The organism is Streptomyces sp. NRRL S-378 (assembly GCF_000720645.1).
Classification (GTDB): Bacteria; Actinomycetota; Actinomycetes; order Streptomycetales; family Streptomycetaceae; genus Streptomyces.
The window spans coordinates 115490-138745 of record NZ_JOBX01000009.1; the positions used below are offsets into that span (position 1 = coordinate 115490).

Below are 23256 nucleotides of genomic sequence, written 5' to 3' on the forward strand. Positions count from 1 at the left end.
ATGGTGACCTTCGACTTCATGCTCCCCTACTACGGGGACGTGCAGCTGATGCAGGACGCCGTACGCAGCGTCCTCGCACAGACGGACCGGGACTTCCGCCTCGTCGTGATCGACGACGGCAAGGAGCCCGACGTACCGGGCTGGTTCGCCGCGCTCGGCGACGACCGCGTGCACTACACGCGCAACGAGCAGAACCTCGGCATCACCAAGAACTTCCAGAAGTGCGTGCAGCTGTCCGAGGCAGACCACGTGGTCATCATGGGCTGCGACGACGTGCTGCACCCGCACTACCTGGAGACCGTCCGCGGGATCGTCGAGGCCCACCCGGGCATCGGCATGGTCCAGCCGGGCGTCGAGGTCATCGACGGCACCGGCCAGGTCACCCAGGGCGGCCTCGCCGACACCACCAAGAAGCGGCTGTACGCACCGCAGGTGAAGGGCCGCCGTCTGATGGGCGGGGAGGAGCTGGCCGCCAGCGTGCTGCGCGGCAACTGGCTCTACTTCCCGTCGATCGCCTGGCGCGGCGAGGTGCTGCGCAAGGTGAACTTCCGGGACGACTACTCGGTCATCCAGGACCTCGCGCTCGTGGTCGACCTGCTCGAAGGCGGGGAGCAGATGGTCGTCGACAACTCGACGACCGTCTTCCAGTACCGCCGGCACGCCGTCAGCGAGTCGTCGGTACAGGCCTTCTCCGGCACCCGCTTCGCCGAGGCCGAGCGCTACTTCTCCGCGGTGGCCGCCCGTATGGACGCCCGCGGCTGGCCGAAGGCGGCGCGCGCCGCGCGCTTCCACAGCGCCTCCCGGCTGCACGCGCTGACGATGCTCCCCGGAGCCCTGCGCAGTGGCAACAAGGAGGGCGCCCGCACCCTGGCGAAGCACGCCTTCACCTCCGGCCAGAACTGATCAGACTCCGCCCACCACGAAACGGACCGAGATGACACACCTGGCCCCCGAGGCGGTCGGCGACGCCGGCGCCCCGGCCCAGCGTCCTGGCGAACCGGCGCAGGGCGAGAGCCGCCCCTCCCCTTCGCGGAGCGGGGGGTGGCTGTCCCGTCGGTGGGTGCAGATCCTGGCCGAGGTGCTCGTCAGCGTGGTGGCAGCCCTCGGGTTCACGCTGCTGAGCCGGCACATCAGCGTCAACCCGATGAACCGCCTGGGCCAGGTCAGCGGGCTCGCCAAGCTCCAGCTGTACGTGGCCGTACTCGGACTCCCGCTGCTCGGACTGCTGCTCTACACGGCCTACCGGGGCTCGGTCCGGCGCCACGTGCTCGTCAAGCGGCTGGTCTGCGGCGCCCTGGCCGGGCTGGCCACCGGTGTGGTGGCCGGCGGCATCGTCGTCGCGCTGCGCGGCACCCCGCACCCGCTCGGCGGCCAGGAGGGCGACCCGAGCGTCCTGGTGGAGATGGCCAACTCGTTCCTGTCGGGCGAGGGCATGTCCGGCATCTACCCGCCCGCGTTCCCGGCGCTGATCGCGCTGTGGGCCAAGGTCCGCTACGACGGACTCGGCAGCTCGGGCTTCGCCCTGCACGACCTCCAGATCGTCTGCAGCGCCCTGGTCGGCCCGATGGCGTACCTGTCGTGGCGCCTGCTGCTCCGTCCCTTCTGGGCGCTGCTGATCGCGGTCCCGGCGGCCGTGCTGTTCCTCGACCCGGTCCGCCCGTACAGCCACGTCGTGATGATCGTGCTGCTGCCGCTCCTCGGGTACCTCTTCCGCGAGCTGCGCCGGTCGGCCGGCCGCACTCCGAAGCCCCTGGTGCTGCGGGGCGCGGGCCTCGGCGCGGTCTTCGGCGGGCTCTTCCTCTGGTACTCGGGCTGGTTCGTCTGGGCCGCGCCCGGCGCCGCCGTGCTCTTCCTCTTCCTCTTCCCGTGGCGGGCCGGCGCCCCCGCGGTGAAGCGGGCGGCGCTGTTCGTCGGGTCCGTGCTGGTCACGGCAGGCGTCATCGGCGCCCCGCTGCTCTACCAGATGGCACGGCTGGGCTCGCAGACCCCGGACCGGTACGCCTACCTCGGTGTGTACGCGGACCCCGGGTACGTCCTGGGCTGGATCTCCGACCGGACGGGCTACATCAAGTACAACCAGTGGCCGGTATCGGGGGAGATGGCGGGCCAGACCGGGTTCGCGCTGCTGCTGATCCTGGGCGTGGGCCTCGGTGTCGGCCTCGGCCTGCGCCACGTCATGGTCCGTACCGCCGCGGCGGTCCTCGCGGGCGCCTGGCTGGCCCGCTTCTGGTTCGCCTCGCACATGGCGCACGACAAGGCGGTGCAGCTCTTCCCGCGGACCACCTGGATCATCATGTACTCGCTGATGATCCTGGCGGTCCTCGGTGTGATGGCGGCGGTCCAGCGCGGCGCGGGCTGGACGGAGCGGACCCTGCGGCCGGCCTCCGCCGAGCCCTCGGCGCGGGTCATCCCGCGGCGGACGATCCGTCAGCTCTCGGCGGGCATGGTGTGCGCGGTCGCGCTGTTCGCCACCATGGGCGCCTCCTGGTCGGTCAACCGGTACATGCCGACGCACGAGGACACCGACCTCATGGGCCTCGACGCCTGGCGTGCGCACAACATCAAGCTGCCGAGCGGCAAGTGCCCGCGCTTCGCGCCGAACAAGGACTGCGAGGACCTCCAGGTCAAGCTGTGGAAGCAGTTCGAGGACGACGGCGAGATCTGGTGCGCGAACATCGTGGCGAAGGACTGGCCCGCGATCTGCGGCCGCAAGGCGCCATTCAAGGACAAGTCGGTGGAATAGCACTCGCGTGCGACCCGACTGCGACGCGCATCACGCGCGAGCCCCCGTCCCCCCGCTGATCGGTCGTCACGGCGGCCAGTAGGATCCGGTCGGCCAGTGCTGTCACCTGGCAGGATCCTTACAGGGGTTGGGGACAACTTGAAGATAGGTCGTGCGCGCGGGACGGCTCTGGCCGCCGCGCTCGGCGTCGTAGCGGTCCTGGGCATCCAGGGTGTCGCAAACGGCACGGGCGGTTCCGACGGGGACGAGGTGTCGCCCTACAGCGCCCGTGCCCGGGAGAAGGGCCCGGTCGCGGGAGAGCTGCACAAGCTCGCCCTCAAGCCCAAGGGCAGGGGCGAGGCGGTCCTCTCCCAGCAGGACACCGAGCCGTTCGGGCTCCTCGGCGTCTCCTGGGCCGACCCCGAGGCCGAGGTGAAGGGCAGGATCGAGGCCCGCACCCGTGACGCCGACAGCGGCAAGTGGTCGAAGTGGGTCGTGCTGGAGCAGGCCGAGTCCGGCCTCGACGGCAAGCGCCCCGGTCTGCGCGGCGCCACCGAACCCGTCTGGGTCGGCCCGTCCGACGGCGCCGAAGTACGGGTGACCGGGGGCGGCACGCTGCCCGCCGGCATGGAGCTGAACCTGGTGGACCCGGGTGCCGGCGCCGCGAAGGCGAAGAAGAAGGGCGACCTGGGCCTCGGCCCGGCCGCCTTCGCCCTCCCCGCCGTGGACCCCGCGCCGACGACGCCGGGACCGGAATCGACCGCCCCGCGGCCGGACGTGGTCTCGCGCGTGCAGTGGGGCGCCGACGAGTCCCTGAACGACGAGGGCCCGGTCTACCTGCCCGGCGGGAAGATCAAGGCGGTCTTCGTCCACCACACCGCGGCCACCGCGCCGTACGAGTGCTCCGAGTCCGCGGCGATCGTCCGCAGCCTGCACGTCTACCACGTGAAGGGCAACGGCTGGCGCGACCTCGGCTACAACTTCCTCGTCGACAAGTGCGGAACGGTCTTCGAGGGCCGCCAGGGCGGTGTGGACCAGCCCGTCCAGGGCGCCCACACCTACGGCTGGAACGCGGAGTCGACGAGCGTCTCCGTCCTCGGCGACTACACCAACGCCGGCGCCTCGGCCGCCGCGCTCGACGGCATCTCCAAGGTCGCGGCGTACAAGCTGGGCCAGTACGACGGCGACATGAACGGCACCGTGACGCTGACCGCGGGCGCCACGCAGACGAACTTCTCCGGCAAGAGCTTCACCGCCGGCCAGCCGTACGAGTTCAAGTCGCTCTCGGGTCACCGCGACGGCTTCAACACCCAGTGCCCCGGCAACTCGCTCTACCCGCAGCTCGAAGCGCTCCGTCAGACGGGACCCGCCGCCCAGCTGAAGATCGCCTCCGTGAACGGGGCGACGGCCACGCCGGGCGCCACCCTCCCGAGCGGCGCCGCCCTCACGGTCGACTGGACCACCAGCACGGCCACCGGCCGACTGGCCAAGTTCGAGCTGCTCGTGGACGGCGAGGCCACCGCGGTGACCGACGGCGCCGCCCGCAAGGCGACCGCCGTCGTGACCGACGGCAAGCACGAGGTCCGGGTCCGGGCGACCGCCGCGAACGGCAAGGTCTCCACGAGCCTGCCGGTCACCGTCGACGCGGTGGTCAAGGGCGCCACGTTCGTCCCGCTCTCTCCGAAGCGCCTGATGGACACCCGTGAGGGTCTCGGCGTCCGCAGGGGCCCGGTCGGCAGCGGCGAAGTGGTCACCCTGCCGGTGGCCGCCGCGACCGGCGGCACGCCCACCGCGGTCGTGCTGAACGTGACGGCGACGAACCCGACCCAGCCGAGCTTCGTGTCGGTGTACCCGAGCGGCACGACCCGCTCCAGCGCGTCGAACCTGAACTTCACGCCGGGCAAGACGATCCCCAACCTGGTGGTCGTGCCCGTCGTCAACGGGAGCGTCAGCTTCTACAACAACCAGGGCACCGTCGACCTGATCGCGGACATCACCGGCTACTTCACCTCGACCGGTGACGGCGCCACCCAGACCAACTTCGGCCCGAAGCGCCTGATGGACACCCGCACCGGCACCGGCGTCCCGGCCGCCCCGGTCGGCGCCGGCGGCGTGGTCACCCTGCCCGTGGCGGGCGTCGACGGAATCCCGGCCACCGGCGTCAAGGCCGTCGTCCTGAACGTGACGGCGACGAACCCGACCCAGCCGAGCTTCGTGTCGGTGTACCCGAGCGGCACCACCCGCTCCAGCGCGTCGAACCTGAACTTCACCCCGGGCCAGACCATCCCCAACCTGGTGGTCGTGCCCGTCGTGGACGGCAAGGTCAGCTTCTACAACAACCAGGGCACCGTCGACCTGATCGCGGACATCACCGGCTACTTCTCGGACAGCGACACGGGCGCCGCGCACGCCAACTTCGGCCCGAAGCGCCTGATGGACACCCGCACCGGCACCGGCGTCCGCAAGGGCCCGGTCACCGGCGGCAGCGTCGTCACCCTGCCCGTGGCGGGCGTCGGCGGCGTCCCGGCCACCGGGATCAAGGCCGTGGTGCTGAACGTGACCGCGACGAACCCGACCGAGGCGAGCTTCGTGTCGGTCTTCCCGAGCGGCACGACCCGCTCCAGCGCGTCGAACCTGAACTTCACCGCCGGCCTCACGATCCCCAACCTGGTGGTCGTGCCCGTGGTGGACGGCAAGGTCAGCTTCTACAACAACTCGGGCTCCGTGGATCTCATCGCGGACATCACCGGGTACTTCCGCTGACGGAAGAAACGTCTTTGCACAGCTGAGGGGCTCCGCACCACCCGGTGCGGAGCCCCTCGCGCTCGTGCGGGGGACAAGGGGAGGACAGACATGGGGAACAACGACAACGGCGCACCCGGCATCTCCGACGAGGAGTGGGCCCGGTTCGCGGCGCAGGCCGAGCAGGGGGCGGGGGACGCGCCGAGGGAGCCGTCCGCACGGGCGCGGATGGTCACCGAGCGGCTGCGCTCCACACAGGGCCAGGAGCCGCCGGGCTGGCGCACCGGTCCCGTACCGCGCCGGCGCCGCCGGCCCGGCCGGCTGGGGGCCGCCGCGGCCGTCGTGGCCATCGCGGCGCTCGCGCTGATCGCCGTACGGCCCGAGCTGGTGATCGACCGGATCACCGGCAGGGCCCAGGCCCGCGAGGACGCCGCGAGGGCGGCCCCGCTGCCCGCGGAGTCCGTACGGCCGACCGCCGCGCCCCCGTCGCTGCCGCCCGACCAGCCGACCCTGAAAGAGCCCTTCCGCGGCTCCCCGGCCCTCCAGTGGGCGGACGGCGCCGCCGGCATCGAGCTCCCCGCGGCGACGCCCGTGGCCGGGATGTCCGCGGAGACGGTCGCGGACGCGCTCCAGAAGGCCCGGCAGTTCCTGGTCGCGGCCAACCTGGACCCGGCGACCCTGAGGGGGGACCGGCCCGCCTCCGCGATCGCGCTCCTCGACCCCCGCCAGCCCGACCTGCTGGAGGACGTGGAGCAGTACCTGAAGGCGCCCACCGCGCAGGACACGCCCGTCCTGCTGTTCACCCGCTTCGACCCCGCCCGGGTCAAGCCGGTCGGCGACGTCGTCAAGGTGCGCGGCAGCATGCGCGCGGAGCAGGGGCAGCCCGGCGAGCTGCTCGTGGTGGCGGACTACACCTTCGTCCACCCCGTGACGCCGGCGCAGGGGGGCTCGGAGGTACAGCGCACCATCGTGCGGCGGCAGACCACCTTCGCCCTGCTCGACCCGGCCCGCTGGGAGACCACCCGGGGACGTCTCCAGCTGCGCGCGTACCACTCGGAGTGGTCCAACGTGGAGTGCGAGGCGGCCGACGGGTTCCTCCACCCGCAGTTCACGGCGGACCTGCCCGCGGGGCCGCAGCCCACCGGGCCGGCGGTGGACCCGTACGACCGCAGCAGGGAGATCAACGACGAGAAGGGGTGCGGGACGGTGACCCGCTCCTGACCGGGGGAGGCCCCGCCCCGCGAAGGGCGCGGCGCGGTTTGACCACTCAGCGTGGCGGGGTATTCTCTTCGGCCCGATTGGCCAGGTACGTGTCTCGTATGGCAGACTACTCAAGTTGCTCGGCTGAGTGCCGATGCTGCGCGCCTCCCGCCGGGGGGACCGGAAGCGAGTCCCACAGTACTCGTCGTCCTTAATCTGCCTCTCGGGGCAGCAATGGGGACGGACGTACGGGAATCTTCTGGGAAGTGTCAGCACGGTGCCCACCAGGCACTCGGTGGGTGTTTCTCCCCCGAATCGCGGTCATGGGACCGCACCCCCTTGGACGAGGGAATTTCCGTATGGGAATTTTCTGTGGAGGGAGTGCGACACGCCCGACCGCGTGGGTCGGAGGAGAGGCCGCGGGATCCGTCCCGCAGCCGACCGGGAGCCAGAGCGTTTCCACACAGAGACAGGACTACGGAGTAGCCATGGCGGGACAGAAGATCCGCATCCGGCTCAAGGCCTACGACCACGAGGTCATCGACTCCTCGGCGAAGAAGATCGTCGAGACGGTGACGCGCACTGGTGCGTCGGTCGCGGGCCCGGTGCCGCTGCCCACTGAGAAGAACGTGTACTGCGTCATCAAGTCGCCGCACAAGTACAAGGACTCGCGCGAGCACTTCGAGATGCGCACGCACAAGCGCCTGATCGACATCCTCGACCCGACGCCCAAGACCGTTGACTCGCTGATGCGCCTGGACCTTCCGGCCGGCGTTGACATCGAGATCAAGCTCTGAGAGGCGTCGAGAAGATGGCAAAGCAGATCAAGGGCGTCCTGGGCGAGAAGCTCGGCATGACCCAGGTCTGGGACGAGAACAACCGTGTCGTCCCGGTGACCGTCGTCAAGGCCGGGCCCTGCGTCGTTACCCAGGTCCGTACGAACGACATCGACGGCTACGAGTCGGTCCAGATCGCCTTCGGCGAGATCGACCCGCGCAAGGTGAACAAGCCCCTCAAGGGCCACTTCGCCAAGGCCGACGTGACCCCCCGCCGCCACCTGGTGGAGCTCCGCACCTCCGACGCCAGCGAGTACACGCTCGGCCAGGAGATCACTGCTGAGGTGTTCGAGTCCGGCGTCAAGGTTGACGTCACGGGCAACAGCAAGGGCAAGGGCTTCGCCGGTGTCATGAAGCGGCACAACTTCCGGGGCCTCGGCGCCGGTCACGGTGTGCAGCGCAAGCACCGCTCCCCCGGTTCGATCGGTGGCTGCGCCACCCCTGGGCGTGTCTTCAAGGGCATGCGCATGGCCGGTCGCATGGGTAACGAGCGCGTCACCACCCAGAACCTGACCATCCACGCGGTAGACGCGGAGAAGGGTCTGCTCCTCATCAAGGGCGCAGTCCCCGGTCCGAACGGCGGCCTCGTCCTGGTCCGTACCGCGGCCAAGGGGGCTTGAGGTTAATGAGCACCATTGACATCCTTTCGCCGGCAGGCGACAAGGCCGGTACCGTCGAGCTCCCCGCGGAGATCTTCGACGCGAAGACCAGCGTTCCGCTGATCCACCAGGTCGTCGTCGCCCAGCTGGCCGCTGCCCGTCAGGGCACGCACAAGACCAAGACCCGTGGCGAAGTCCGTGGTGGTGGCAAGAAGCCTTACCGCCAGAAGGGCACCGGCCGCGCCCGTCAGGGTTCGACCCGCGCTCCGCAGTTCGCCGGCGGTGGCGTCGTCCACGGCCCGCAGCCGCGTGACTACTCGCAGCGGACCCCCAAGAAGATGAAGGCCGCCGCCCTCCGCGGTGCCCTCTCGGACCGTGCGCGTCACTCCCGCATCCACGTCGTCACCGGCGTGGTCGAGGGTGCCGCCTCCACGAAGGCCGCCAAGACGCTGTTCGGCAAGATCTCGGAGCGCAAGAACCTGCTCCTGGTCGTCGAGCGTGCCGACGAGGCCGCGTGGCTGTCCGCCCGCAACCTGCCCCAGGTTCACATCCTGGAGCCGGGCCAGCTGAACACGTACGACGTGATCGTCTCTGACGACGTGGTCTTCACCCAGGCCGCGCTCGAGTCCTTCGTGTCTGGCCCCAAGGCCGACGAGACCGAAGGGAGCGACGCCTGATGTCTGAGGCGACCGTTACCAGCAAGACCTTCACCGACCCGCGCGACCTGCTGATCAAGCCGGTTGTCTCGGAGAAGAGCTACGCGCTGCTGGACGAGAACAAGTACACGTTCATCGTCGCGCCCGGCGCCAACAAGACCCAGATCAAGCAGGCCGTCGAGGCGGTCTTCTCGGTCAAGGTCACCGGGGTCAACACGATCAACCGTCAGGGTAAGCGCAAGCGCACCAAGACCGGTTTCGGCAAGCGTGCCAACACCAAGCGCGCCATCGTGACCCTTGCCGAGGGCAACCGTATCGACATCTTCGGCGGCCAGGCCTCCTAACGGAGGTCTAGTCGTCCGGAATCGGACGAGGACTGAGAAATGGGTATCCGCAAGTACAAGCCGACGACCCCGGGCCGTCGTGGCTCCAGCGTCGCCGACTTTGTCGAGATCACGCGGTCCACGCCGGAGAAGTCGCTGGTTCGCCCTCTGCACAGCAAGGGCGGCCGTAACAACACCGGCCGGATCACCGTTCGCCACCAGGGCGGCGGACACAAGCGCGCCTACCGCGTGATCGACTTCCGTCGTCACGACAAGGACGGCGTGCCGGCCAAGGTCGCGCACATCGAGTACGACCCCAACCGCACCGCGCGCATCGCGCTGCTGCACTACGCCGACGGCGAGAAGCGCTACATCATCGCGCCGCGCGGTCTGCAGCAGGGTGACCGGATCGAGAACGGCCCGACGGCCGACATCAAGCCCGGCAACAACCTGGCGCTCCGCAACATCCCGGTCGGTACCACGATCCACGCGATCGAGCTCCGTCCCGGTGGCGGCGCGAAGTTCGCCCGCTCCGCTGGTGCCTCCGTGCAGCTGCTCGCGAAGGAGGGCGTCATGGCCCACCTCCGCATGCCGTCCGGCGAGATCCGTCTCGTCGACGCGCGCTGCCGCGCCACGGTCGGCGAGGTCGGCAACGCCGAGCAGTCGAACATCAACTGGGGCAAGGCCGGCCGCATGCGCTGGAAGGGCGTTCGCCCGTCCGTCCGCGGTGTCGCGATGAACCCGGTTGACCACCCGCACGGTGGTGGTGAGGGCAAGACCAGTGGTGGTCGCCACCCGGTCTCCCCGTGGGGTCAGAAGGAGGGTCGTACTCGCTCGCCGAAGAAGGCTTCGAGCAAGTACATCGTCCGCCGCCGCAAGACGAACAAGAAGCGCTAGGAGCGGGTTTAGATGCCGCGCAGTCTCAAGAAGGGACCCTTCGTCGACGACCACCTCGTAAAGAAGGTGGACGCTCAGAACGAAGCTGGTACCAAGAACGTCATCAAGACCTGGTCCCGTCGCTCGATGATCATCCCCAGCATGCTGGGTCACACCATCGCGGTGCACAACGGCAAGACCCACGTCCCGGTGTTCGTCACCGAGTCGATGGTCGGCCACAAGCTCGGCGAGTTCTCGCCGACTCGCACCTTCCGCGGCCACGTCAAGGACGACCGGAAGTCGAAGCGCCGCTAAAGGCGGGGTGGTTACGACTATGACTTACACCGAAGGGACAACCATGGAAGCCAGGGCCCAGGCGCGGTACATCCGCGTCACGCCCATGAAGGCCCGCCGCGTGGTGGACCTTATCCGTGGCATGGATGCCACGGAGGCTCAGGCGGTCCTGCGTTTCGCCCCGCAGGCCGCGAGCGTGCCGGTCGGCAAGGTGCTGGACAGCGCCATTGCCAACGCCGCACACAACTACAACCACCCGGACGCCTCCACGCTGGTCATCAGCGAGGCGTACGTGGACGAGGGCCCGACCCTGAAGCGGTTCCGTCCGCGTGCCCAGGGCCGTGCCTACCGGATCCGCAAGCGGACCAGCCACATCACCGTGGTCGTCAGCAGCAAGGAAGGTTCCCGGTAATGGGCCAGAAGGTAAACCCGCACGGGTTCCGGCTCGGCATCACCACCGACTTCAAGTCGCGTTGGTACGCCGACAAGCTGTACAAGGACTACGTCAAGGAAGACGTCGCCATCCGTCGGATGATGACGTCCGGCATGGAGCGCGCCGGCATCTCGAAGGTTGAGATCGAGCGCACCCGTGACCGCGTGCGTGTGGACATCCACACCGCTCGTCCGGGCATCGTCATCGGCCGCCGTGGCGCCGAGGCCGACCGCATCCGCGGTGACCTCGAGAAGCTCACGGGCAAGCAGGTCCAGCTGAACATCCTCGAGGTCAAGAACCCCGAGCTCGACGCTCAGCTGGTTGCCCAGGCCGTTGCCGAGCAGCTCTCCTCCCGCGTCTCCTTCCGTCGTGCCATGCGCAAGAGCATGCAGGGCACGATGAAGGCCGGCGCCAAGGGCATCAAGATCCAGTGTGGCGGCCGTCTCGGCGGCGCCGAGATGTCCCGCTCCGAGTTCTACCGCGAGGGTCGTGTGCCGCTGCACACGCTGCGCGCGAACGTGGACTACGGCTTCTTCGAGGCCAAGACCACCTTCGGCCGGATCGGCGTGAAGGTCTGGATCTACAAGGGCGACGTCAAGAACATCGCCGAGGTTCGCGCCGAGAACGCTGCGGCCCGTGCGGGTAACCGCCCGGCCCGTGGTGCCGGCGCTGGCGACCGTCCCGCCGGCCGTGGTGGCCGTGGTGGCGAGCGCGGCGGCCGTGGTGGCCGCAAGCCGCAGCAGGCTGCTGGTGCCGAGGCCCCCAAGGCCGACGCTCCCGCCGCCGCTCCGGCTGAGAGCACCGGAACGGAGGCCTGACCGACATGCTGATCCCTCGTAGGGTCAAGCACCGCAAGCAGCACCACCCGAAGCGCCGCGGTATGGCCAAGGGCGGTACTGAGGTCTCGTTCGGCGAGTACGGCATCCAGGCGCTCACCCCCGCCTACGTGACGAACCGCCAGATCGAGGCGGCTCGTATCGCGATGACCCGCCACATCAAGCGTGGCGGCAAGGTCTGGATCAACATCTACCCGGACCGTCCGCTGACGAAGAAGCCTGCCGAGACCCGCATGGGTTCCGGTAAGGGTTCCCCGGAGTGGTGGATCGCGAACGTGCACCCGGGCCGGGTCATGTTCGAGCTGTCCTACCCGAACGAAAAGATTGCGCGTGAGGCCCTCACTCGTGCGGCCCACAAGCTGCCGATGAAGTGCCGGATCGTCAAGCGCGAGGCAGGTGAGTCGTGATGGCGACGGGAACCAAGGCGTCCGAGCTCCGCGAGCTCGGCAACGAGGAGCTCGTTGCCAAGCTGCGCGAGGCCAAGGAGGAGCTGTTCAAGCTCCGCTTCCAGGCGGCCACCGGCCAGCTGGAGAACAACGGCCGGCTCAAGTCCGTCCGTAAGGACATCGCTCGCATCTACACCCTGATGCACGAGCGTGAGCTCGGTATCGAGACGGTGGAGAACGCCTGATGAGCGAGAACAACGTGACTGAGAAGACCGAGCGCGGCTTCCGCAAGACCCGTGAGGGTCTGGTCGTCAGCGACAAGATGGACAAGACCGTCGTCGTCGCCGTCGAGGACCGCGTCAAGCACGCGCTGTACGGCAAGGTCATCCGCCGTACGAACAAGCTCAAGGCTCACGACGAGCAGAACGCTGCCGGCGTCGGCGACCGCGTCCTCATCATGGAGACGCGTCCGCTGTCGGCGAGCAAGCGCTGGCGCATCGTCGAGATCCTCGAGAAGGCCAAGTAAGCACCTGAGGGGTTTCCCTTAGGTTCGTTCCGCCAGGCTCGGCCGGGGCTCCGCTCGTCGCAGTGAAGCCCCGGCCGGGAACCGGCAGACAAACAGGAGATAGACGTGATCCAGCAGGAGTCGCGACTGCGTGTCGCCGACAACACTGGTGCCAAGGAGATCCTTTGCATCCGTGTTCTCGGTGGCTCCGGTCGCCGCTACGCGGGCATCGGTGACGTCATCGTCGCCACCGTCAAGGACGCGATCCCCGGTGGCAACGTGAAGAAGGGTGACGTCGTCAAGGCGGTCATCGTTCGCACCGTCAAGGAGCGCCGCCGCCAGGACGGCTCGTACATCCGCTTCGACGAGAACGCCGCCGTCATTCTGAAGAACGACGGCGACCCTCGCGGCACCCGTATCTTCGGCCCCGTCGGCCGTGAGCTGCGCGAGAAGAAGTTCATGAAGATCATCTCGCTCGCGCCGGAGGTGCTGTAAGCATGAAGATCAAGAAGGGCGACCTGGTACAGGTCATCACCGGTAAGGACAAGGGCAAGCAGGGCAAGGTCATCGTCGCCTTCCCCGCCGAGAACCGCGTCCTGGTCGAGGGTGTCAACCGGGTCAAGAAGCACACCAAGGCCGGCCAGAACCAGGCCGGTGGCATCGTGATCACCGAGGCTCCGGTCCACGTGTCCAACGTCCAGCTGGTCGTGGAGAAGGACGGCAAGAAGGTCGTCACCCGCGTCGGTTACCGCTTCGACGACGAGGGCAACAAGATCCGCGTTGCCAAGCGCACGGGTGAGGACATCTGATGGCTACCACTCCGCGTCTGAAGACGAAGTACCGCGAGGAGATCGCGGGCAAGCTGCGTGAGGAGTTCTCCTACGAGAACGTCATGCAGATCCCCGGCCTCGTCAAGATCGTCGTGAACATGGGTGTCGGCGACGCCGCCCGTGACTCGAAGCTGATCGACGGTGCCATCCGCGACCTGACGACGATCACCGGTCAGAAGCCGGCCGTCACGAAGGCCCGCAAGTCCATCGCGCAGTTCAAGCTGCGCGAGGGTCAGCCGATCGGCTGCCACGTCACCCTCCGTGGTGACCGTATGTGGGAGTTCCTGGACCGTACGCTGTCGCTCGCGCTGCCGCGTATCCGTGACTTCCGTGGTCTGTCGCCGAAGCAGTTCGACGGCCGTGGCAACTACACCTTCGGTCTCACGGAGCAGGTCATGTTCCACGAGATCGACCAGGACAAGATCGACCGTACCCGGGGTATGGACATCACCGTGGTCACCACGGCGACCAACGACGCTGAGGGCCGCGCGCTCCTTCGTCACCTCGGCTTCCCCTTCAAGGAGGCGTAAGCGAGATGGCGAAGAAGGCTCTCATCGCGAAGGCTGCCCGTAAGCCCAAGTTCGGTGTGCGTGCGTACACCCGCTGCCAGCGCTGCGGTCGCCCCCACTCCGTGTACCGCAAGTTCGGCCTCTGCCGCGTGTGCCTCCGTGAGATGGCTCACCGTGGCGAGCTGCCGGGCGTGACCAAGAGCTCCTGGTAATCACCCTCGTCCGCAAGGACTTGGGCGTTTCCAGGCACTCTCGGTAAGCATCTGGACGGTGGGTGCCCAGCCGCGCATGCCTTAGGCTTGTGTGGTTGGGCGTCCGCCGCCCTATCGACTTACTACGCCGTAGGTCCCCGTGCCGCACCCGTCCCGCCACTGAGTGGGGAGAGGGATGGCGCATACAGGAAACCCCGGCGAGAGAGGCCGAAGGCCACTTCATGACCATGACTGACCCCATCGCAGACATGCTCACGCGTCTGCGTAACGCTAACTCGGCGTACCACGACACCGTCGTGATGCCGCACAGCAAGATCAAGTCGCACATCGCGGAGATCCTCAAGCAGGAGGGTTTCATCACCGGCTGGAAGGTCGAGGACGCCGAGGTCGGCAAGAACCTCGTCCTCGAGCTGAAGTTCGGGCCGAACCGTGAGCGCTCCATCGCGGGCATCAAGCGGATCTCGAAGCCCGGTCTGCGCGTGTACGCGAAGTCCACCAACCTGCCGAAGGTCCTCGGCGGCCTGGGCGTGGCGATCATCTCCACGTCCCACGGTCTCCTGACCGGCCAGCAGGCAGGCAAGAAGGGCGTAGGTGGGGAAGTCCTCGCCTACGTCTGGTAGTCGGGAACGGAGGAAAAGCAATGTCGCGAATCGGCAAGCTCCCCATCCAGGTTCCCGCCGGTGTGGACGTCACCATCGATGGCCAGACGGTCAACGTGAAGGGCCCCAAGGGTTCCCTCGCGCACACCGTTAAGGCGCCCATCGCAGTTGTCAAGGACGAGGACGGCGTTCTGAACGTCACCCGTCCGAACGACGAGCGTCAGAACAAGGCCCTGCACGGCCTGTCCCGCACGCTGGTGGCGAACATGATCACCGGTGTGACCACGGGATACGTCAAGGCTCTCGAGATCAGCGGTGTCGGTTACCGCGTGGCCGCGAAGGGCTCCGACCTGGAGTTCCAGCTCGGCTACAGCCACCCGATCCTGGTGGAGGCGCCCGAGGGCATCTCCTTCAAGGTCGAGTCGCCGACCAAGTTCTCGGTCGAGGGCATCGACAAGCAGAAGGTCGGCGAGGTCGCCGCCAACATCCGCAAGCTGCGGAAGCCCGACCCGTACAAGGCCAAGGGTGTCAAGTACGCCGGCGAGGTCATCCGCCGCAAGGTCGGAAAGGCTGGTAAGTAGCCATGGCATACGGTGTGAAGATCGCCAAGGGCGACGCGTACAAGCGCGCTGCCAAGGCTCGCCGCCACATCCGCATCCGCAAGAACGTCTCGGGTACGGCGGAGCGTCCGCGCCTCGTCGTGACGCGTTCCAACCGCAACATCGTTGCTCAGGTCATCGACGACCTCCAGGGCCACACCCTGGCGTCGGCGTCGACCCTGGACGCTTCGATCCGCGGTGGCGAAGGCGACAAGAGCGCCCAGGCCCAGGCCGTCGGCGCGCTCGTCGCCGAGCGTGCCAAGGCCGCGGGTGTCGAGACCGTCGTCTTTGACCGCGGTGGCAACCGATACGCCGGGCGCATTGCCGCTCTGGCTGACGCCGCCCGCGAAGCCGGGCTGAAGTTCTAAGCCCCGGTTCCGGGACTCACGGACGTAACAGAGAGAGGTAATCCAATGGCTGGACCCCAGCGCCGCGGAAGCGGTGCCGGTGGCGGCGAGCGGCGGGACCGGAAGGGTCGCGACGGTGGCGCTGCCGCCGAGAAGACCGCTTACGTTGAGCGCGTTGTCGCGATCAACCGTGTCGCCAAGGTTGTCAAGGGTGGTCGTCGCTTCAGCTTCACCGCGCTCGTCGTGGTGGGTGACGGTGACGGCACCGTAGGTGTCGGTTACGGCAAGGCCAAGGAAGTTCCCGCGGCCATCGCCAAGGGCGTCGAGGAAGCCAAGAAGAACTTCTTCAAGGTTCCCCGCATCCAGGGCACCATCCCGCACCCGATCCAGGGCGAGAAGGCGGCCGGCGTTGTCCTGCTGAAGCCTGCTTCCCCCGGTACCGGTGTTATCGCCGGTGGCCCGGTGCGCGCCGTTCTGGAGTGCGCCGGCGTTCACGACATCCTGTCGAAGTCGCTCGGCTCCGACAACGCGATCAACATCGTGCACGCGACCGTGGAGGCCCTCAAGGGTCTGCAGCGTCCCGAGGAGATCGCGGCTCGCCGTGGTCTGCCGCTCGAGGACGTCGCCCCCGCGGCTCTCCTTCGTGCACGTGCCGGGGCGGGTGTCTGATGGCCCGCCTCAAGATCACGCAGACGAAGTCGTACATCGGCAGCAAGCAGAACCACCGCGACACGCTGCGTTCGCTCGGGCTCAAGCGCCTGAACGACGTCGTCGTCAAGGAGGACCGCCCCGAGTTCCGCGGAATGGTGCACACCGTCCGCCACCTCGTGACGGTTGAGGAGGTTGACTAATCATGGCTGAGAACAGCCCGCTGAAGGCCCACAACCTCCGTCCCGCCCCCGGTGCCAAGACCGCGAAGACCCGTGTCGGTCGTGGTGAGGCGTCGAAGGGTAAGACGGCCGGTCGTGGTACGAAGGGCCAGAAGGCCCGCTACCAGATCCCGCAGCGCTTCGAGGGTGGGCAGATGCCCCTCCACATGCGCCTGCCGAAGCTCAAGGGCTTCAAGAACCCGTTCCGCACCGAGTTCCAGGTCGTCAACCTGGACAAGCTCAGTGCTCTCTACCCCGAGGGTGGAGAAGTCACGGTGGCCGACCTGGTTGCCAAGGGCGCGGTTCGCAAGAACAGCCTCGTCAAGGTCCTGGGCCAGGGCGAGCTCTCCGTGGCGCTGCAGGTTTCGGTTGACGCCGTTTCCGCCTCCGCCAAGGAGAAGATTGCCGCTGCCGGCGGCACCGTCACCGAGCTCGTCTAAGACGATTTCAGTGGCTGAATAGCTCAAAACCCGACCGGGGATGCCTCACATATGGGGCATCCCCGGTTGGTCGTTCCACGGGGGGCACACTCGCCGGTAAGGTGGCGTGCACCATTGCTTTGTCGTATACGTCGATCCCTCAGACCGTCACCTCTGACGCAGTAGCGCGGGGGTCGCAGGAGGCACCGTGCTCACCGCGTTCGCCCGGGCGTTCAAGACGCCCGACCTGCGCAAGAAGCTGCTCTTCACGCTCGGCATCATCGTGCTGTTCCGGCTCGGGTCACATGTCCCCGTTCCCGGCGTGAGCTACAAGAACGTACAGATCTGCGTCGAACAGGCCGGAAGCAGCAATGGTCTGTTCGGCCTCGTCAACATGTTCAGCGGTGGCGCGCTGCTGCAGATCACGATCTTTGCGCTCGGCATCATGCCGTACATCACGGCGAGCATCATTCTGCAGCTGCTGACCGTGGTCATCCCGAAGCTGGAGACCCTCAAGAAAGAGGGCCAGTCCGGCACGGCGAAGATCACTCAGTACACGCGCTATCTGACGGTCGCGCTCGCGATCCTCCAGGGCACCGGCCTCGTCGCCACCGCCCGGACGGGCGCCCTGTTCCAGGGATGCCAGGTCGCCAGCCAGATCGTTCCCGACCGGTCGATCTTCACCACGGTCGTCATGGTGGTCACCATGACCGCCGGTACCTGCGTCGTCATGTGGCTCGGTGAGCTCATCACCGACCGCGGCATCGGCAACGGCATGTCGATCCTCATGTTCATCTCGATCGCCGCCGGCTTCATCGGCGCCCTGTGGCAGATCAAGCTCCAGGGCAAGATCGCCGACGGCTGGGTCGAGTTCGGCGTCGTCATGCTGGTCGGCCTCGCGATGGTCGGCCTGGTGGTCTTCGTCGAGCAGGCGCAGCGCCGGATCCCGGTCCAGTACGCGAAGCGCATGATCGGCCGCCGCGCCTACGGCGGGACCTCCACCTACATCCCGCTCAAGGTGAACCAGGCGGGCATCATCCCCGTCATCTTCGCCTCGTCGCTGCTCTACATCCCGGCGCTCGTCGTGCAGTTCAGCGGGTCCACCGCGGGCTGGGCCACCTGGATCCAGAAGCACTTCGTCAAGGGCGACCACCCGTACTACATCGCGGTCTACTTCCTCCTGATCGTTTTCTTCGCGTTCTTCTACGTGGCGATCTCGTTCAACCCCGAGGAAGTTGCAGACAACATGAAGAAGTATGGTGGGTTCATCCCGGGTATCCGCGCCGGTCGACCCACCGCTGAGTACCTGAGCTACGTGCTCAACCGGATCACCTGGCCGGGGTCGCTGTACCTGGGTCTCATCGCTCTTGTGCCGACGATGGCGTTGGCCGGCTTCGGAGCGAACCAGAACTTCCCGTTCGGCGGGACGAGCATCCTGATCATCGTGGGTGTGGGTCTGGAAACCGTGAAGCAGATCGAGAGCCAGCTCCAGCAGCGCAACTACGAAGGGTTCCTCCGCTGATGCGAATCGTCCTCGTCGGACCGCCCGGTGCGGGCAAGGGAACGCAGGCCGCGTTCCTTGCCAAGAACCTGTCGATCCCGCACATCTCCACGGGCGACCTGTTCCGGGCCAACATCAGTCAGGGCACCGAGCTGGGCCTGCGCGCCAAGGCGTTCATGGACGCCGGCGACCTCGTCCCGGACGAGATCACCATCGGTATGGCGAAGGACCGGATGGAGCAGCCCGACGCCGCGGGCGGCTTCCTGCTCGACGGTTTCCCGCGCAACGTCTCGCAGGCCGAGGCCCTCGACGTGATGCTCCAGGAGTCGGGCATGAAGCTCGACGCCGTCCTCGACCTGGAGGTCGAGGAGGACGAGGTCGTCAAGCGCATCGCCGGCCGCCGCGTCTGCCGCAACGAGTCCGCGCACGTCTTCCACGTCGTGTACGCCGCCCCGAAGACCGAGGGCGTCTGCGACCACTGCGGTGGCGAGCTCTACCAGCGCGGTGACGACTCCGAGGCCACGGTGCGCAACCGGCTGGAGGTCTACCACACGCAGACCGAGCCGATCATCGACTACTACAAGGCCCAGGGCCTGCTGGTGACCATTCCGGCCCTCGGTGAGGTCGCGGACGTCACGAAGCGCGCCATGGACGCCCTGCAGAAGTAGTCCCCCAGTAGTACAGGTACGGCCGCGGTGTCCCCAGGGCATCGCGGCCGTACTGTTGAGAAGACCCGTTTCGAAGCTGGAAGGCACGCCCCTATGGTGCAGATCAAGACCCCCGAGCAGATCGCGAAGATGCGCGAGGCGGGGTTGGTCGTCGCCGCGATCCATGCGGCGACCCGTGAGGCGGCCGTGCCGGGCGCCACGACGCGGGATCTGGACATGGTGGCCCGCAAGGTCATCGCGGACGCCGGGGCCAAGTCGAACTTCCTCGGCTACGGAGGCTTCCCCGCGACGATCTGCACCTCGGTGAACGAGGTCGTCGTCCACGGCATCCCGGACGACAAGACCGTCCTCAAGGACGGCGACATCATCTCGATCGATGCCGGCGCCATCGTCGACGGCTGGCACGGCGACGCGGCGTACACCGCCTTCGTCGGCACCGGCCACGCGCCCGAGCTCGTGGAGCTCTCCCGGGTGACGGAGGAGTCGATGTGGGCCGGCATCGCCGCCATGAAGCTGGGCAACCGCCTCGTCGACATCTCCAAGGCGATCGAGACGTACATCAAGCGCCAGCCCCGCCCCGCCACCGGTGAGCACAGCCGCGGCAAGTTCGGCATCATCGAGGACTACGGCGGCCACGGCATCGGGTCCGAGATGCACATGGACCCCCACCTGCTGAACTACGTCTCGCGGAAGCGGGGCAAGGGGATCAAGCTGGTCCCGGGCGTCTGCCTGGCGATCGAGCCGATGGTCTCCCTGGGCACCGCCCAGACGGAGGTCCTTTCGGACGACTGGACGGTCATCACCACGGACGGCACCTGGTCCTCGCACTGGGAGCACTCCATCGCGCTGACGGAGGCCGGTCCGATCGTCCTGACCAGCCCGGACTGCGGCAAGGCGAAGCTGGCGGAGTACGGGGTCACCACGGCCCCGGACCCCCTCGGTTAATGATCTAGACTCTGGGGCAAACTTTCCGGATTCGTCTTTCTGGGTGCCCTGACGTAGACTGACTCGTCGGCTCTCGTGCACTCCCATGTCCGCATGGGGCGCGAGGCCGATCAAGGTAGCCGATTCGAAAGGCGAAGCGTGGCCAAGAAGCAAGGTGCCATCGAGATCGAGGGCACCGTGATCGAGTCCCTCCCGAACGCCATGTTCAAGGTGGAACTCCAGAACGGTCACAAGGTCCTCGCGCACATCAGCGGGAAGATGCGCATGCACTACATCCGCATCCTGCCCGATGACCGGGTCGTTGTGGAGCTCTCTCCCTACGACCTGACGCGTGGCCGGATCGTCTACCGATACAAGTAGATCTTGCTCTCACTCCTGCCTGGGCGTCCGTCCCGGTGCGGGTGGTGGCACTGACCCGGAGAACCTCACCAACATGAAGGTCAAGCCGAGCGTCAAGAAGATCTGCGACAAGTGCAAGGTGATCCGCCGTCACGGCCGGGTCATGGTCATCTGCGACAACCTGCGCCACAAGCAGCGCCAGGGCTGACGCACGCCGACCGACCTGCCTTAACGCAGTTCTTCGCGCGACGTAAGAAAACGTACATACGCAGAACCCGCCCAGCCCCGCAACGGGCCGGCGGCACCTCCGGCGGGGGCCGGGGACCCGGACGTACCATCACCCACTCGGGTGGTCGGCGGTCGGGATCGGTTCTGTGGAAGACCCCCGAACACACAGGAGCCATTGAATGGCACGCGTTTCCGGTGTTGACATCCCGCGCGAAAAGCGTGTGGAGATCGCACTCACCTACGTCTTCGGTATCGGGCGCACCCGGTCCAAGGAGATCCTCGCCTCCACCGGCGTGAACCCGAACACCCGCGTTCGTGACCTGGCCGAAGAGGACCTCGTCAAGATCCGCGAGTACGTGGACGCCAACCTCCGTACCGAGGGTGACCTCCGCCGCGAGATCCAGGGCGACATCCGTCGCAAGATCGAGATCCAGTGCTACCAGGGCATCCGCCACCGTCGCGGCCTCCCGGTGCACGGTCAGCGCACCAGCACGAACGCGCGTACCCGCAAGGGCCCGCGTCGCGCGATCGCCGGTAAGAAGAAGCCGGGCAAGAAGTAGTCCTGTTCAGCGGTCTTGCGCTGTAGGACCGACCACCTCCCGTAGGAGATTTAGATGCCCCCCAAGGGTCGTCAGGGCGCTGCCAAGAAGGTGCGCCGCAAGGAAAAGAAGAACGTCGCTCACGGGCACGCCCACATCAAGAGCACGTTCAACAACACCATCGTTTCGATCACGGACCCGTCCGGCAACGTGATCTCCTGGGCCTCCGCCGGCCACGTCGGCTTCAAGGGCTCGCGCAAGTCCACCCCCTTCGCCGCGCAGATGGCCGCCGAGTCGGCCGCCCGCCGCGCGCAGGAGCACGGCATGCGCAAGGTCGACGTCTTCGTCAAGGGTCCCGGCTCCGGCCGTGAGACCGCGATCCGCTCCCTCCAGGCCACCGGCCTCGAGGTCGGCTCGATCCAGGACGTCACCCCCACCCCGCACAACGGCTGCCGCCCGCCGAAGCGCCGCCGCGTCTGACGCAGCGGACGCACCTGTGCGTTCTTGAGTGTCCGGGCGGTACGACCCCTTCGGGGGACGTACCGCCCGTACCCTTGCAGTAGCCGTACCCCCGGTACGGCCTCCCGTCGGGCGTCAAATAGTGGGCGTCCACGAATGAAGGAACACAGACATGCTTATCGCTCAGCGTCCGTCGCTGACCGAAGAGGTCGTTGACGAGTACCGCTCGCGGTTCGTGATCGAGCCGCTGGAGCCGGGCTTCGGTTACACCCTCGGCAACTCCCTGCGCCGTACCCTCCTGTCCTCCATCCCGGGTGCCGCTGTCACCAGCATCCGCGTGGACGGCGTCCTGCACGAGTTCACCACCGTGCCGGGCGTCAAGGAAGACGTCACGGACATCATCCTCAACATCAAGCAGCTGGTCGTCTCCTCGGAGCACGACGAGCCGGTCGTGATGTACCTGCGCAAGCAGGGCCCCGGCCTGGTCACCGCTGCCGACATCGCGCCCCCGGCCGGTGTCGAGGTGCACAACCCGGACCTCGTCCTCGCCACGCTCAACGGCAAGGGCAAGCTGGAGATGGAGCTGACCGTCGAGCGCGGTCGCGGCTACGTCTCCGCCGTCCAGAACAAGCAGCTGGGCCAGGAGATCGGCCGCATCCCGGTCGACTCCATCTACAGCCCGGTCCTCAAGGTCACCTACAAGGTCGAGGCGACCCGAGTCGAGCAGCGCACCGACTTCGACAAGCTGATCGTCGACGTCGAGACCAAGCAGGCCATGCGCCCGCGTGACGCCATGGCGTCCGCCGGCAAGACCCTGGTCGAGCTGTTCGGTCTGGCCCGCGAGCTCAACATCGATGCCGAGGGCATCGACATGGGCCCGTCCCCGACGGACGCCGCCCTGGCCGCCGACCTGGCGCTGCCGATCGAGGAGCTCGAGCTCACCGTCCGGTCGTACAACTGCCTCAAGCGCGAGGGCATCCACTCCGTGGGTGAGCTCGTCGCCCGCTCCGAGGCCGACCTGCTCGACATCCGCAACTTCGGTGCGAAGTCGATCGACGAGGTCAAGGCGAAGCTGGCCGGCATGGGCCTGGCCCTCAAGGACAGCCCGCCCGGATTCGACCCGACCGCCGCCGCCGACGCCTTCGGCGCCGACGACGACGCGGACGCCGGTTTCGTCGAGACCGAGCAGTACTGAGAAAGCTTGCGGGGGGCTCGCGCCCCCCGCACCCCCCTCTCGCGACCGCCTGAGGGAACTGACTCCGGTACCTGACACGGCCGGTGCAGATTTGAAGGAGTAACAATGCCGCGTCCCGCAAAGGGTGCCCGCCTGGGCGGCTCCGCCGCGCACGAGAAGCACCTGCTCGCGAACCTCGCGAAGGCGCTCTTCGAGCACGGCCGCATCACCACCACCGAGGCCAAGGCCCGCCGCCTGCGTCCCTACGCCGAGCGTCTGGTCACCAAGGCCAAGAAGGGCGACATCCACAACCGTCGCCTGGTGCTGCAGACGATCACGGACAAGAGCATCGTGCACACGCTGTTCACCGAGATCGCCCCGCGCTACGAGAACCGCCCCGGTGGTTACACGCGCATCACCAAGATCGGCAACCGTCGTGGCGACAACGCCCCGATGGCCGTGATCGAGCTGGTCGAGGCCCTCACGGTCGCCCAGCAGGCCACCGGTGAGGCCGAGGCCGCCACCAAGCGCGCGGTCAAGGAGGCGGAGGCTGTCGAGACCCCCGCCGAGGAGACCAAGGAGGCCTGATCCCGCTACGGGATCGAGCTTGC

At 67.6% G+C, this 23256-nt stretch carries 34 protein-coding genes; all 34 read left to right on the plus strand.

Annotated elements, in window-relative coordinates; all coding sequences use genetic code 11:
• The 34 genes from IH80_RS0108765 to rplQ all read left to right on the plus strand — a co-directional run bounded on the left by IH80_RS0108765 (window position 1) and on the right by rplQ (window position 23233).
• Window positions 1–903 (plus strand): glycosyltransferase family 2 protein, encoded by a 903-nt coding sequence (locus IH80_RS0108765; RefSeq protein ID WP_030959018.1) that lies wholly within the window; start codon window positions 1–3, stop codon window positions 901–903.
• Window positions 904–1060: 157 nt separating this feature from the next.
• The gene (locus IH80_RS0108770) at window positions 1061–2743 is read left to right on the plus strand and encodes a hypothetical protein (RefSeq protein WP_158943337.1); all 1683 of its coding nucleotides are present in this window, start codon (window positions 1061–1063) and stop codon (window positions 2741–2743) included.
• Window positions 2744–2881: 138 nt separating this feature from the next.
• Entirely contained in the window at window positions 2882–5485 is a 2604-nt protein-coding gene (locus IH80_RS40675; RefSeq protein ID WP_051808968.1) for a peptidoglycan recognition protein, read from the plus strand.
• 90 nt (window positions 5486–5575) lie between these two features.
• On the plus strand, window positions 5576–6685 hold the full coding sequence (locus tag IH80_RS0108780; RefSeq protein WP_030959023.1) for a hypothetical protein: 1110 nt from the start codon (window positions 5576–5578) through the stop codon (window positions 6683–6685).
• Window positions 6686–7152: 467 nt separating this feature from the next.
• The gene (gene rpsJ, locus IH80_RS0108785) at window positions 7153–7461 is read left to right on the plus strand and encodes a 30S ribosomal protein S10 (RefSeq protein ID WP_003948644.1); all 309 of its coding nucleotides are present in this window, start codon (window positions 7153–7155) and stop codon (window positions 7459–7461) included.
• A gap of 14 nt (window positions 7462–7475) precedes the next feature.
• Window positions 7476–8120 carry a 50S ribosomal protein L3 gene (gene rplC / locus IH80_RS0108790; RefSeq protein ID WP_007265899.1) on the plus strand — a complete coding sequence of 215 codons (645 nt, stop codon included), beginning with the start codon at window positions 7476–7478 and terminating at the stop codon, window positions 8118–8120.
• A 5-nt stretch (window positions 8121–8125) separates the two neighbouring features.
• On the plus strand, window positions 8126–8776 hold the full coding sequence (gene rplD / locus IH80_RS0108795; protein ID WP_030959024.1) for a 50S ribosomal protein L4: 651 nt from the start codon (window positions 8126–8128) through the stop codon (window positions 8774–8776).
• Window positions 8776–9099, plus strand: a complete 324-nt coding sequence (gene rplW / locus IH80_RS0108800) for a 50S ribosomal protein L23 (protein ID WP_007265901.1) — start codon at window positions 8776–8778, stop codon at window positions 9097–9099. Before rplD ends, rplW begins: the two co-directional genes overlap by 1 nt.
• A gap of 39 nt (window positions 9100–9138) precedes the next feature.
• Complete coding sequence (gene rplB, locus IH80_RS0108805; RefSeq protein WP_030388860.1) at window positions 9139–9975, plus strand: 50S ribosomal protein L2; 837 nt, start codon at window positions 9139–9141, stop codon at window positions 9973–9975.
• 12 nt (window positions 9976–9987) lie between these two features.
• Window positions 9988–10269 (plus strand): 30S ribosomal protein S19, encoded by a 282-nt coding sequence (gene rpsS, locus IH80_RS0108810; RefSeq protein WP_007265903.1) that lies wholly within the window; start codon window positions 9988–9990, stop codon window positions 10267–10269.
• A 43-nt stretch (window positions 10270–10312) separates the two neighbouring features.
• The gene (gene rplV, locus IH80_RS0108815) at window positions 10313–10660 is read left to right on the plus strand and encodes a 50S ribosomal protein L22 (RefSeq protein WP_007265904.1); all 348 of its coding nucleotides are present in this window, start codon (window positions 10313–10315) and stop codon (window positions 10658–10660) included.
• Window positions 10660–11499 carry a 30S ribosomal protein S3 gene (rpsC, locus tag IH80_RS0108820; RefSeq protein ID WP_007265905.1) on the plus strand — a complete coding sequence of 280 codons (840 nt, stop codon included), beginning with the start codon at window positions 10660–10662 and terminating at the stop codon, window positions 11497–11499. The genes rplV and rpsC overlap by 1 nt, the downstream gene beginning before the upstream one ends.
• A 5-nt stretch (window positions 11500–11504) precedes the next feature.
• Window positions 11505–11924 (plus strand): 50S ribosomal protein L16, encoded by a 420-nt coding sequence (gene rplP, locus IH80_RS0108825; RefSeq protein WP_030653642.1) that lies wholly within the window; start codon window positions 11505–11507, stop codon window positions 11922–11924.
• Window positions 11924–12148, plus strand: coding sequence for a 50S ribosomal protein L29 (gene rpmC / locus IH80_RS0108830; protein ID WP_007265907.1), 225 nt, complete (start codon window positions 11924–11926; stop codon window positions 12146–12148). The genes rplP and rpmC overlap by 1 nt, the downstream gene beginning before the upstream one ends.
• Entirely contained in the window at window positions 12148–12429 is a 282-nt protein-coding gene (gene rpsQ, locus IH80_RS0108835; RefSeq protein WP_030008467.1) for a 30S ribosomal protein S17, read from the plus strand. Before rpmC ends, rpsQ begins: the two co-directional genes overlap by 1 nt.
• 105 nt (window positions 12430–12534) lie before the next feature.
• On the plus strand, window positions 12535–12903 hold the full coding sequence (gene rplN, locus IH80_RS0108840) for a 50S ribosomal protein L14 (RefSeq protein WP_003956455.1): 369 nt from the start codon (window positions 12535–12537) through the stop codon (window positions 12901–12903).
• 2 nt (window positions 12904–12905) lie between these two features.
• Window positions 12906–13217, plus strand: coding sequence for a 50S ribosomal protein L24 (rplX, locus tag IH80_RS0108845; RefSeq protein WP_030026329.1), 312 nt, complete (start codon window positions 12906–12908; stop codon window positions 13215–13217).
• Window positions 13217–13768: a 50S ribosomal protein L5 gene (gene rplE / locus IH80_RS0108850; RefSeq protein ID WP_030026331.1), complete on the plus strand. Its 552-nt coding sequence runs from the start codon at window positions 13217–13219 to the stop codon at window positions 13766–13768. Before rplX ends, rplE begins: the two co-directional genes overlap by 1 nt.
• A 5-nt stretch (window positions 13769–13773) precedes the next feature.
• The gene (locus IH80_RS0108855) at window positions 13774–13959 is read left to right on the plus strand and encodes a type Z 30S ribosomal protein S14 (RefSeq protein ID WP_003956452.1); all 186 of its coding nucleotides are present in this window, start codon (window positions 13774–13776) and stop codon (window positions 13957–13959) included.
• 221 nt (window positions 13960–14180) lie between these two features.
• Complete coding sequence (rpsH, locus tag IH80_RS0108860; RefSeq protein WP_007265911.1) at window positions 14181–14579, plus strand: 30S ribosomal protein S8; 399 nt, start codon at window positions 14181–14183, stop codon at window positions 14577–14579.
• Between the two features lie 20 nt (window positions 14580–14599).
• Complete coding sequence (rplF, locus tag IH80_RS0108865) at window positions 14600–15139, plus strand: 50S ribosomal protein L6 (RefSeq protein WP_030773832.1); 540 nt, start codon at window positions 14600–14602, stop codon at window positions 15137–15139.
• Between the two features lie 2 nt (window positions 15140–15141).
• Entirely contained in the window at window positions 15142–15525 is a 384-nt protein-coding gene (rplR, locus tag IH80_RS0108870) for a 50S ribosomal protein L18 (protein WP_030026334.1), read from the plus strand.
• Between the two features lie 45 nt (window positions 15526–15570).
• A complete protein-coding gene (gene rpsE / locus IH80_RS0108875) occupies window positions 15571–16173 on the plus strand; it encodes a 30S ribosomal protein S5 (RefSeq protein ID WP_007265914.1) in 603 nt (200 codons plus the stop codon).
• On the plus strand, window positions 16173–16355 hold the full coding sequence (gene rpmD, locus IH80_RS0108880) for a 50S ribosomal protein L30 (protein WP_005313525.1): 183 nt from the start codon (window positions 16173–16175) through the stop codon (window positions 16353–16355). Before rpsE ends, rpmD begins: the two co-directional genes overlap by 1 nt.
• Window positions 16356–16357: 2 nt before the next feature.
• On the plus strand, window positions 16358–16813 hold the full coding sequence (gene rplO, locus IH80_RS0108885; RefSeq protein WP_030842688.1) for a 50S ribosomal protein L15: 456 nt from the start codon (window positions 16358–16360) through the stop codon (window positions 16811–16813).
• 187 nt (window positions 16814–17000) lie between these two features.
• Window positions 17001–18314: a preprotein translocase subunit SecY gene (gene secY, locus IH80_RS0108890; RefSeq protein ID WP_030026339.1), complete on the plus strand. Its 1314-nt coding sequence runs from the start codon at window positions 17001–17003 to the stop codon at window positions 18312–18314.
• Window positions 18314–18961, plus strand: a complete 648-nt coding sequence (locus tag IH80_RS0108895; protein WP_030959027.1) for an adenylate kinase — start codon at window positions 18314–18316, stop codon at window positions 18959–18961. Before secY ends, IH80_RS0108895 begins: the two co-directional genes overlap by 1 nt.
• Before the next feature lie 93 nt (window positions 18962–19054).
• Complete coding sequence (gene map, locus IH80_RS0108900) at window positions 19055–19906, plus strand: type I methionyl aminopeptidase (protein WP_030959029.1); 852 nt, start codon at window positions 19055–19057, stop codon at window positions 19904–19906.
• A 138-nt stretch (window positions 19907–20044) separates the two neighbouring features.
• A complete protein-coding gene (gene infA / locus IH80_RS0108905) occupies window positions 20045–20266 on the plus strand; it encodes a translation initiation factor IF-1 (RefSeq protein ID WP_003956442.1) in 222 nt (73 codons plus the stop codon).
• Between the two features lie 73 nt (window positions 20267–20339).
• On the plus strand, window positions 20340–20453 hold the full coding sequence (gene rpmJ / locus IH80_RS0108910; RefSeq protein WP_003956441.1) for a 50S ribosomal protein L36: 114 nt from the start codon (window positions 20340–20342) through the stop codon (window positions 20451–20453).
• Window positions 20454–20652: 199 nt separating this feature from the next.
• The gene (rpsM, locus tag IH80_RS0108915; RefSeq protein ID WP_007265919.1) at window positions 20653–21033 is read left to right on the plus strand and encodes a 30S ribosomal protein S13; all 381 of its coding nucleotides are present in this window, start codon (window positions 20653–20655) and stop codon (window positions 21031–21033) included.
• 54 nt (window positions 21034–21087) lie between these two features.
• Window positions 21088–21492, plus strand: coding sequence for a 30S ribosomal protein S11 (gene rpsK / locus IH80_RS0108920; protein WP_003956432.1), 405 nt, complete (start codon window positions 21088–21090; stop codon window positions 21490–21492).
• 151 nt (window positions 21493–21643) lie between these two features.
• Window positions 21644–22666, plus strand: a complete 1023-nt coding sequence (locus IH80_RS0108925; RefSeq protein WP_007265920.1) for a DNA-directed RNA polymerase subunit alpha — start codon at window positions 21644–21646, stop codon at window positions 22664–22666.
• Window positions 22667–22771: 105 nt separating this feature from the next.
• Entirely contained in the window at window positions 22772–23233 is a 462-nt protein-coding gene (gene rplQ / locus IH80_RS0108930; protein WP_030154710.1) for a 50S ribosomal protein L17, read from the plus strand.
• Window positions 23234–23256: the final 23 nt, after the last annotated feature.

Bases quoted from the DNA above. Each gene is read 5' to 3' on its own strand.
- rpsJ (WP_003948644.1), top strand. From the start codon at position 7,153: ATGGCGGGACAGAAGATCCGCATCCGGCTCAAGGCCTACGACCACGAG.
- rpsS (WP_007265903.1), top strand. From the start codon at position 9,988: ATGCCGCGCAGTCTCAAGAAGGGACCCTTCGTCGACGACCACCTCGTA.
- rplR (WP_030026334.1), top strand. From the start codon at position 15,142: ATGGCATACGGTGTGAAGATCGCCAAGGGCGACGCGTACAAGCGCGCT.
- IH80_RS0108780 (WP_030959023.1), top strand. From the start codon at position 5,576: ATGGGGAACAACGACAACGGCGCACCCGGCATCTCCGACGAGGAGTGG.
- rplE (WP_030026331.1), top strand. From the start codon at position 13,217: ATGGCTACCACTCCGCGTCTGAAGACGAAGTACCGCGAGGAGATCGCG.
- IH80_RS0108925 (WP_007265920.1), top strand. From the start codon at position 21,644: ATGCTTATCGCTCAGCGTCCGTCGCTGACCGAAGAGGTCGTTGACGAG.
- rpsM (WP_007265919.1), top strand. From the start codon at position 20,653: ATGGCACGCGTTTCCGGTGTTGACATCCCGCGCGAAAAGCGTGTGGAG.
- rpmC (WP_007265907.1), top strand. From the start codon at position 11,924: ATGGCGACGGGAACCAAGGCGTCCGAGCTCCGCGAGCTCGGCAACGAG.
- rplQ (WP_030154710.1), top strand. From the start codon at position 22,772: ATGCCGCGTCCCGCAAAGGGTGCCCGCCTGGGCGGCTCCGCCGCGCAC.
- rpsQ (WP_030008467.1), top strand. From the start codon at position 12,148: ATGAGCGAGAACAACGTGACTGAGAAGACCGAGCGCGGCTTCCGCAAG.
- rplP (WP_030653642.1), top strand. From the start codon at position 11,505: ATGCTGATCCCTCGTAGGGTCAAGCACCGCAAGCAGCACCACCCGAAG.
- rpsE (WP_007265914.1), top strand. From the start codon at position 15,571: ATGGCTGGACCCCAGCGCCGCGGAAGCGGTGCCGGTGGCGGCGAGCGG.
- rpmD (WP_005313525.1), top strand. From the start codon at position 16,173: ATGGCCCGCCTCAAGATCACGCAGACGAAGTCGTACATCGGCAGCAAG.
- rplF (WP_030773832.1), top strand. From the start codon at position 14,600: ATGTCGCGAATCGGCAAGCTCCCCATCCAGGTTCCCGCCGGTGTGGAC.
- map (WP_030959029.1), top strand. From the start codon at position 19,055: ATGGTGCAGATCAAGACCCCCGAGCAGATCGCGAAGATGCGCGAGGCG.
- IH80_RS0108765 (WP_030959018.1), top strand. From the start codon at position 1: ATGGTGACCTTCGACTTCATGCTCCCCTACTACGGGGACGTGCAGCTG.
- rpsC (WP_007265905.1), top strand. From the start codon at position 10,660: ATGGGCCAGAAGGTAAACCCGCACGGGTTCCGGCTCGGCATCACCACC.
- rplO (WP_030842688.1), top strand. From the start codon at position 16,358: ATGGCTGAGAACAGCCCGCTGAAGGCCCACAACCTCCGTCCCGCCCCC.
- rplB (WP_030388860.1), top strand. From the start codon at position 9,139: ATGGGTATCCGCAAGTACAAGCCGACGACCCCGGGCCGTCGTGGCTCC.
- rplV (WP_007265904.1), top strand. From the start codon at position 10,313: ATGGAAGCCAGGGCCCAGGCGCGGTACATCCGCGTCACGCCCATGAAG.
- rplC (WP_007265899.1), top strand. From the start codon at position 7,476: ATGGCAAAGCAGATCAAGGGCGTCCTGGGCGAGAAGCTCGGCATGACC.
- rpsH (WP_007265911.1), top strand. From the start codon at position 14,181: ATGACCATGACTGACCCCATCGCAGACATGCTCACGCGTCTGCGTAAC.
- rplD (WP_030959024.1), top strand. From the start codon at position 8,126: ATGAGCACCATTGACATCCTTTCGCCGGCAGGCGACAAGGCCGGTACC.
- IH80_RS0108855 (WP_003956452.1), top strand. From the start codon at position 13,774: ATGGCGAAGAAGGCTCTCATCGCGAAGGCTGCCCGTAAGCCCAAGTTC.
- rpsK (WP_003956432.1), top strand. From the start codon at position 21,088: ATGCCCCCCAAGGGTCGTCAGGGCGCTGCCAAGAAGGTGCGCCGCAAG.
- rpmJ (WP_003956441.1), top strand. From the start codon at position 20,340: ATGAAGGTCAAGCCGAGCGTCAAGAAGATCTGCGACAAGTGCAAGGTG.
- IH80_RS0108895 (WP_030959027.1), top strand. From the start codon at position 18,314: ATGCGAATCGTCCTCGTCGGACCGCCCGGTGCGGGCAAGGGAACGCAG.
- rplW (WP_007265901.1), top strand. From the start codon at position 8,776: ATGTCTGAGGCGACCGTTACCAGCAAGACCTTCACCGACCCGCGCGAC.
- rplX (WP_030026329.1), top strand. From the start codon at position 12,906: ATGAAGATCAAGAAGGGCGACCTGGTACAGGTCATCACCGGTAAGGAC.